General features: G+C 49.9%; 9 protein-coding genes. All 9 read right to left on the bottom strand.

Annotated elements, in window-relative coordinates; genetic code table 11:
• Positions 1-40 precede the first annotated feature (40 nt).
• Positions 41-655, bottom strand: coding sequence for a DUF4393 domain-containing protein (locus tag INT21_RS12470; protein WP_193085305.1), 615 nt, complete (start codon positions 653-655; stop codon positions 41-43).
• A gap of 89 nt (positions 656-744) precedes the next feature.
• Positions 745-1,092 carry a hypothetical protein gene (locus INT21_RS12465; RefSeq protein ID WP_193085304.1) on the bottom strand — a complete coding sequence of 116 codons (348 nt, stop codon included), beginning with the start codon at positions 1,090-1,092 and terminating at the stop codon, positions 745-747.
• A gap of 217 nt (positions 1,093-1,309) precedes the next feature.
• The gene (locus tag INT21_RS12460; RefSeq protein ID WP_193085303.1) at positions 1,310-1,633 is read right to left on the bottom strand and encodes a DUF427 domain-containing protein; all 324 of its coding nucleotides are present in this window, start codon (positions 1,631-1,633) and stop codon (positions 1,310-1,312) included.
• A 145-nt stretch (positions 1,634-1,778) separates the two neighbouring features.
• Entirely contained in the window at positions 1,779-2,828 is a 1,050-nt protein-coding gene (locus INT21_RS12455; RefSeq protein WP_193085302.1) for a DUF2235 domain-containing protein, read from the bottom strand.
• Between the two features lie 389 nt (positions 2,829-3,217).
• The gene (locus INT21_RS12450; protein WP_089039431.1) at positions 3,218-3,625 is read right to left on the bottom strand and encodes a hypothetical protein; all 408 of its coding nucleotides are present in this window, start codon (positions 3,623-3,625) and stop codon (positions 3,218-3,220) included.
• A 747-nt stretch (positions 3,626-4,372) separates the two neighbouring features.
• Positions 4,373-5,296 (bottom strand): phosphatidate cytidylyltransferase, encoded by a 924-nt coding sequence (locus INT21_RS12445; protein WP_089039433.1) that lies wholly within the window; start codon positions 5,294-5,296, stop codon positions 4,373-4,375.
• The gene (locus INT21_RS12440) at positions 5,293-5,931 is read right to left on the bottom strand and encodes a lysophospholipid acyltransferase family protein (protein WP_193085301.1); all 639 of its coding nucleotides are present in this window, start codon (positions 5,929-5,931) and stop codon (positions 5,293-5,295) included. Before INT21_RS12440 ends, INT21_RS12445 begins: the two co-directional genes overlap by 4 nt.
• Positions 5,932-6,019: 88 nt before the next feature.
• Positions 6,020-6,634: a CDP-alcohol phosphatidyltransferase family protein gene (locus INT21_RS12435; RefSeq protein ID WP_193085300.1), complete on the bottom strand. Its 615-nt coding sequence runs from the start codon at positions 6,632-6,634 to the stop codon at positions 6,020-6,022.
• Between the two features lie 182 nt (positions 6,635-6,816).
• Positions 6,817-7,186, bottom strand: a 370-nt coding sequence (locus INT21_RS12430) for a DUF6891 domain-containing protein (protein ID WP_446719049.1), incomplete at its 5' end; no start/stop codon positions are given.

The following is a 7,186-nucleotide window of genomic DNA, read 5'->3' as shown; positions in this document are numbered from 1 at the left end:
AATTACGGAAAAAGTAACTCGATAACTTTTGCATAACCACTTAAATATCTTGCCTTACTTGGAAAAATCCTAGCCCCTCGAGATTACTAACATATGCATGAATATTGTTTGGATACTGCAAATCACCTAAGCATGAAAGTCCTGCTTTCATTGAGTCCAATGTATGCCACTTACGACTTTCTTTTTTGCTGAGCCTAACTTCTATAAAAGGTATGCCTGGCATACTCTTTATAGATTTAAGCAGTATTGCTTCATCTGGCGACATATTGTTGATGGCATTGACAAAGCTTGGGTGGGCATTATTGGCTTTAGACTTTTGGGATGCTTTTGCTAACAACTCCGCATACATTTCACTAAGTTCATCATTCGTCACGTACGATAGTTTTTCAGCTATCGGAACACCTACCTCTGGCGCAACCTCACAGACATCCTCTTCCGGAACTTCTTCTAGTTTCTCTCTGTACTTATTAAGATTTTTCTCTAAAGAAATTTTTGCTTTCTCATTGAGCAAGGCAACCGGCCAAAGAACTGTATTGCCCAAACCAACCACCGTACTTAATGCTTTTCCTGCTTGCTGAACACCGGGCTTTGCTAAGTCTCCATATATTTCCTTTAGCACTGCCGGTGATTCTACTATTTCTTTGATTATGTCCACGGGACTCTCCTTAAAGACTTAACGCCAAGTTTTGGGGCGCGCGTTAGCGCGTCCCAGCCGAAGGCGACAACAACGCCTTGTTATACGATTTACTTTGCCACTTGTTCCAATAGCCATAAGAACTCGTATTTAGCCAAGGATTTCAAGAGCAGTATAAAGTAAAAGCTTGCCCATACAGCTAAAGGGAAAACTACCGCGCTTGATGCGACTGCCACACCTTTACCAGCCTTATATTCTATTTTCGGATACAAAAATCTAAACCCATAAATAATAAGGGCAAGTACGCCTAAGAATATTGACGCAGACATCGAGTAAGCAAGTATGCCTGCAAACTCAAGATCATCTGTTTTGCTTCCAATAGCCAACAGCGTAATACCTGTGACTGAGGCAATCGAGCCTGCTACATGTAATGCTTCTATTGGTTTAATTCTATCCATGCTTTGACTTCGTATAACAGTGATTATACACCCTTCTACATAACATCAATGAACCTGACGACGTGTTCATTCAGGTTATACAGCCCTTTCTTAATAATTCATCCCATTGAAATAAAATGAAATTAAGTATAGCTAGGCAACATAACACAGATTATCGTGCCGGCTGCATAACACGGCAGAACCAGCATGCTGCTTTTGCCGAGAGAGCCGAAAGGCTTCATTCGTGCAGTTCCTTATAAAACGCCCCCCTACCCGCAATAGCCTCTATACCCGCAATCGGCTGCTCGTAGCTCCAGGCGATATCCTGACGTTCCCCCAACGAAAAATACACCGTATGTCCTTTAAACGGGCAATAGGTGGTGGTTTCTGACACGCTGAGTAAGTCCATTCGCACATCTTCACGAGGGAAGTAGTGGCGTGGTGGGTAGCCGCGTTCGCGGAGTTCAAGCGTATTGGTGGAATCGGCGATTAGCGTGCCATCAACATGCGCCTGCACGCGTTGGCTAATAGGGTGAAGCTCAATGCGTGGGGCGTTTTGCATTAGGTTTTCCCTGCTACGTTGTTCGCTCTAATGCTTCGATCCTAGCAGTTAAATTATATTTAGCCTACTTTGAGCACTTAGTTTTTAGTCGATATTGGTCACTTCATGACCTAGATCACTCATCACTTCCACGCTGCCGCCCGGCCTACTCCTCCGGTGGGGAAAGGTGGGCATCGGTCAAGGTACGTGGTCGATACTCACTCGCGGTATCGGCCCAGCGCTTCCAGACACTCTCATCGACTGAAATATTCACCGCTGGCAGCCCCTGCATGCCCTGCGCATACTGCCGGTAAAATCGGCCGTCGCCCTTGTATCTAAGGCGAGCATACTTGGCGTAGAGCCCGTTTAGAAAATCAGCAAACGAATCTTTCGGTGCCATTTTCCAAGCATCCTCTGCGACATTGAAGGGGGCCACTTTTAGGCCTACTTTTTGCGCCTTGGCTAACATCCAGCTCAGCGGTATGTCAGCCAGTGTGTCATCAACGCCATAGCCGCCGCCTACATTGGCGTGGGCACCGATAAACCAGCGTTGCTCGACGTTGCGATTGCCTGTTTTCTGCTTGCCATCCTTACTCGTCCAGAGCGATACGTTATACGCCGACCTGTGTTCGTCCAGCGCAGCCGCTTGATAGGCATGATCGACAATGCTGGAAAGCTCGGTATCGTGCCAATCGTATTTGCTTTTGAACAGGTTGGTTTCGGGCACGCCCAGTGCGCCAACGGTATCCCACACACCAATGAAATGAACCCTGGGCTGGCGGCTGAAGCGCTCCTTGAATTCTTTGCACACCTCAGAATCGGGGTGCAAATCACGGTTTCGATAAATACGTTCGGCCTTATCGAGCAGCCCTGGCGTGACGACATGCACTAGTCCGCATTTACGAATCATCCCCACCAGGCTTCTAGCGGTGTAGGCACCTCGGCTAAATCCAAATATCCAGATTTCATCGCCTTCACTGTAACGCCTTGCCAGCCAGTCATAGCCTTCCCGTAGGTTTTTGCTCAGCCCGTAACCGAAGGCTCCGCCGAAAAAGCGCTGAAATTTGGATGTCCCTACGCCGGGGTCGTAATAGAACCGCTGCCTGATACCGTCATCGTCATCATGGAGCAGCCGGGTAATACGATAAACATTGGTTTGATCTTCAGGGTCGTTCCAGGTGCCATCGAATAGCAGAATCAATTTTTGTTTTGTCATGGTGCCCCCATGATGATGCACGCCCTTGAACAGTGCTCATAATCGCTTAATGAGGGGCAGACGATGCGCTCTTGGCCAACGCGTACCTGCGACCTCCACATTACTTAATGAAGGTTAGTCGACAATTCATCCCGTCACCTGTTGATAGCCAACTCTAAGCAGCGCCCCCGATGCGGGCGCTGCTTAAGAGGTGTTGGCTCGTAGCATCAAAGGCCTGGGATTGGCTCACGCTGGTCGAAACCAAACGCGGGCTGTTGAACGAGTCGGTGACGAGGGAGGTGATGCGGGTGAGCGTGGGGTGAAGCTTACACGTTCGACTGTTTTGTCGCGTAGCAGGGGGCCGCCCTACGCTACTGATTGAGACTAACGCGTTTGCTTGCTGGCACTGGTTATACCTTTTTTACTTCTGGCCAACCTGACTGACTTGGATAAATTCTAAATTTCGAGTCAGAACGTGGAAAACACTGCCCGCTCAGCCCTGAAAAATCTGCATAGCTTCTGGGCATTTCGTAAAAAGATACGATTCGATCTAACTCTGCAAATACTAGAATCGAAATGCTATCACTGATGAGGATGGCGCTTTTCGATTCCAGGTCATATTCAAAACCAAGCACCTCTGCTGCCATAGAGTTACCGCTGTAAGGGCCAAATATGCAGACTCGCTCCCAATTACCGCTAACTTCGCTCTGGAGGTCAACCAGACCGTTGATGGGCATAAGGTCTAGTTTCATTGCCCTATCACCAGCCTCAGAACACCCCCACAGCATAACTATTGTGGCTATTATCACTAGCTTCATGAGTTCAACGCCTTAAGCTTCGGCGCGGTTCCACCGACGGCGGAGACATCGAGCTGGAAATATGTGTTAAGCAATGACAAGCGCATACCGGATTATCGGAACGGATAGGTAGATACCCACTACCGCAGGAGTGATCACAAGAAGTGCTCTGGCCACGATAGGCAGCCCACGCTGGGAGTAACGTTTGCGCCATAGATTAAAAGCGGAGAACCCAATAACGGGGGCCAGTGGTATGAAAACGCCGAAAGTACTTAAACCAAGGCCGCCGCCAACGTGCAGTGACTGCATTACAGCCAGGAAGACCAACAAGCCCACCAGCAAAAGGTTTACGGTTGCTGATGCGCGCCGGCTAAGGAAGCTCAGGCCTGCGCACGCAACGAGCGCGAGAACTACGATTAAACTATAGACCGTGTGAACTGATACTGGTCCATTCGACATTGACCAGTTGATCATAGACACGTACCAAATAAAGAGACCACAAAGAATGTTCGAAATGTACATGGGCTATCTCGGTGACAAACACTTTGTACAGCGGCAAAAGGTAAGAATGCTCGGCATCAAAGGCGCAAGCTGCTGCACTTTGTTAAAGACTTCCATTAGTTTGAAGTCTCTTGGCACTTTTCTATGATGCATAAGAACCATATAAAAAAATAACATCCAGAGCAGTTACGCGATTTGAATCCAATCTTTGGATCATGCTTTAGCCTATCGCCTTCGGGTATGGCCTGGCAGCTTTTGGGTGGACGATCACGCCCACCAGTAGCGCACCACATGAAAAAACACCGGCGCGGCGAAGCAGACAGAGTCAATACGGTCGAGCATGCCACCGTGCCCTTCTATCATATGCCCCCAGTCCTTGACGCCTCGATCACGCTTGATCGCCGACATCACCAGACCACCGGCGAAGCCCAACAGATTCACAAGTAGTGCAATAAGTGCCGCCTGCCAGGGTGAGAAAGGAGTTATCCAGTACAGGCCAGCGCCCACCATCGTCGCCAGAAATACCCCGCCCAGCAACCCTTCCACGGTTTTGGAAGGCGACAGTTTGGGGGCCACCTTATGTTTGCCGAACAGCTTGCCGCAGCAATACTGCAACACATCCGATAGCTGAACCACGAGGATCAGCCAGGCGATAAGCATCAAGTTGCGCCCTTCATAGCCCGCTATATTCAGCGTCATTAACGCAGGAACGGCAGAGACACAATAAACCGCGATCATCAGCCCCCATTGCACTTTGGCGGTGCGTTCCAGGAAATGGGTGGTGTCGCCGCCGAGTGAGGACAGAATGGGCATTAAAAGAAACAGATAGACGGGGATAAAAATACTGAATAAGCCGTACCAATGTGTGGCTATCAGCAGATACTGTACTGGCAAGGCAAAATAGAAAGCCGCCACCAACGCCAGGTAATCACTATCCCGCGTTGGGGTCAGGGTCAGAAACTCCCTCAGGGCGTAAAACGACACCAGAAAAAACAGCAGAATCACACCATACAGGCCAAACATGAAGGCGATGCCGATGGCGAATACCATCACCCACCAGGCATTGATTCTGGCATTAAGATTAGCAATCACCGCATTGTTGCCCTTGCGCCAGGCCAGTAACCTGCCCGCCAGAGTTGCCACTAACAAGAGCAGCCCAATACCAGCAAACAGCCATAATGTCTGGTTCATACGTCCTCCTGTGACATGTCGAGCAATGCCAGTTGCAGCCGCTCAAGAAAGGCCGCCTTAGTTTCTTCACCCTGAAGCTTGATCGGTGCACCGAAACGCAAGGTACATAGCAGCGGTAAGGGAAGATAACGCCCTTTGGGCATGGCGCGATTCAGGTTGGTAATCCAGACCGGTATCAGTTCCAGGTCAGGGAAGGCATGGGCTAGGTGATAAATACCACTTTTGAAAGGCAGCAGCGGCGCCTCACTCAGGTTACGCGTACCTTCCGGAAAAAAGATCAGCGAGTCGCCATTCGCAAGTGCCTGCTGGACGGGTGCCAGAGGGTTCCCCTCACCTTGGTTCCCTCTTGGAACCAGTACAGCATTGAACACCCGCTGGCTGATAAAACGCTTCAGTGCTGTGTCCTCCCAGTATTCGGCACCGGCCACCGGGCGGGTTCTTTTCCTGAGCAACGCCGGAAGTGAGGCCCACAACAACACAAAGTCGCCGTGACTGCTGTGATTGGCAAAGTAGAGCCTTTGATGATGGCTGGCGTTGCAGCCCAGCCAAAGTGCTCTAGCACCTGTGATAAGCCTGGCGGCTAAGGTAATGCAATAGGCGGTTATGCCCGCGAACCAGCCGATCAACGTATTCATGGGTAACGGTCAACTCCTGTCAGGGAGATAGAAAACCTGGCAACACTTGAATGCTGCCATCGCCCTTGGATGGTTTTGGAGGGATGCCTTAATGCTTGCCATCCGCCTGCGTTAAACCGGACGTTACCCGGTTGAAAATAGTGACGCCTAGCAAAAGGATGACCGCAGAAAAGATCAAATTCAGCCAGAAAGCAGGTAGCCAGCCCAGCGCGACGAGCAGCCCCAGCGTACCAAATATTAGGGCGCGGTCACTTTTGCCCATGGGGCCATCATAGCGACGCTCGGCCCCTACCATCACACCGAGCACACCCGCGTACTCACTGACAGTGGCCAGCAGGGTCAGCGCAATGATCAACGCAGGTTCAACCCCGGTCAGCAGGGCGAAAGGCAAATAGAGAATCGCATCCGAAACGATATCAGCCAGCTCATTAAGATAGGCGCCAAGACGGGACTGCTGGGAAAATTCGCGCGCCAACATGCCGTCGATAGCGTTGAGCGCCATTCTTATGAGCATCCAAAGTGGGATAAAGGCAAACAGCCAGGTGTGGGGCAACAGCAATAACAGGGTTCCGAGTAACAGGGAGCCCACGGCTGCCATAACAGTGACCTGATTGGCAATAATGCCACTGTTATATAGACGAGTCACTAGAGGGCGAAGAAGGTTCTGAAAACGGGATTTCAATTGGTAAACAGACAGGCTCATTGGCGTTAACCTCCTGTTAGAAAAATGATAATTCTCACCGCATTCCCTGAAATACCGGGCCATTGCTTAAAAGCCCTGTCCGATGCCTCTACACGCACTGTTACGCGCTGCGTGGGTATTGCTTGATAAAATTTCTTAACTGTCGTGGCCCGTGTGATAGCCCCACTTGGGAGATACGACCACTATATGCCGCTACCTGAACGATGCTTCCAGTCAAACGCAGGGATATTAATTCTTTGATTGGCCGTGCCATCCCAGTCCAGGTTAAACCCTGCCCTTTCCAGCTCTTGCTGTATGGTTTGAGCTACTTTAATTTTTTCCGGTACATCACCATTAACGTGATCATAAGCCAACATCAGCCCTGCACCTGAAACAGCGCGCTCTACATCCTGACCATGATAGAAACAATAGCCGAAGAAGGTACCTTTCGGGTATTCATTCAAGGCTTCGCTTGAATCGGCATGCCCATCAGACATCGTATATCCGGCATAATGTAAACAAAGAACACTGATCTGGCAACAGTTTTCCGGACACTTTTTTAAGCGGCTGCAC

Source organism: Halomonas sp. 3F2F (assembly GCF_014897805.1).
GTDB lineage: Bacteria > Pseudomonadota > Gammaproteobacteria > Pseudomonadales > Halomonadaceae > Vreelandella.
Note: the sequence above shows the minus strand (reverse complement) of the source record. Positions and strands in the feature narration are given on the sequence as shown.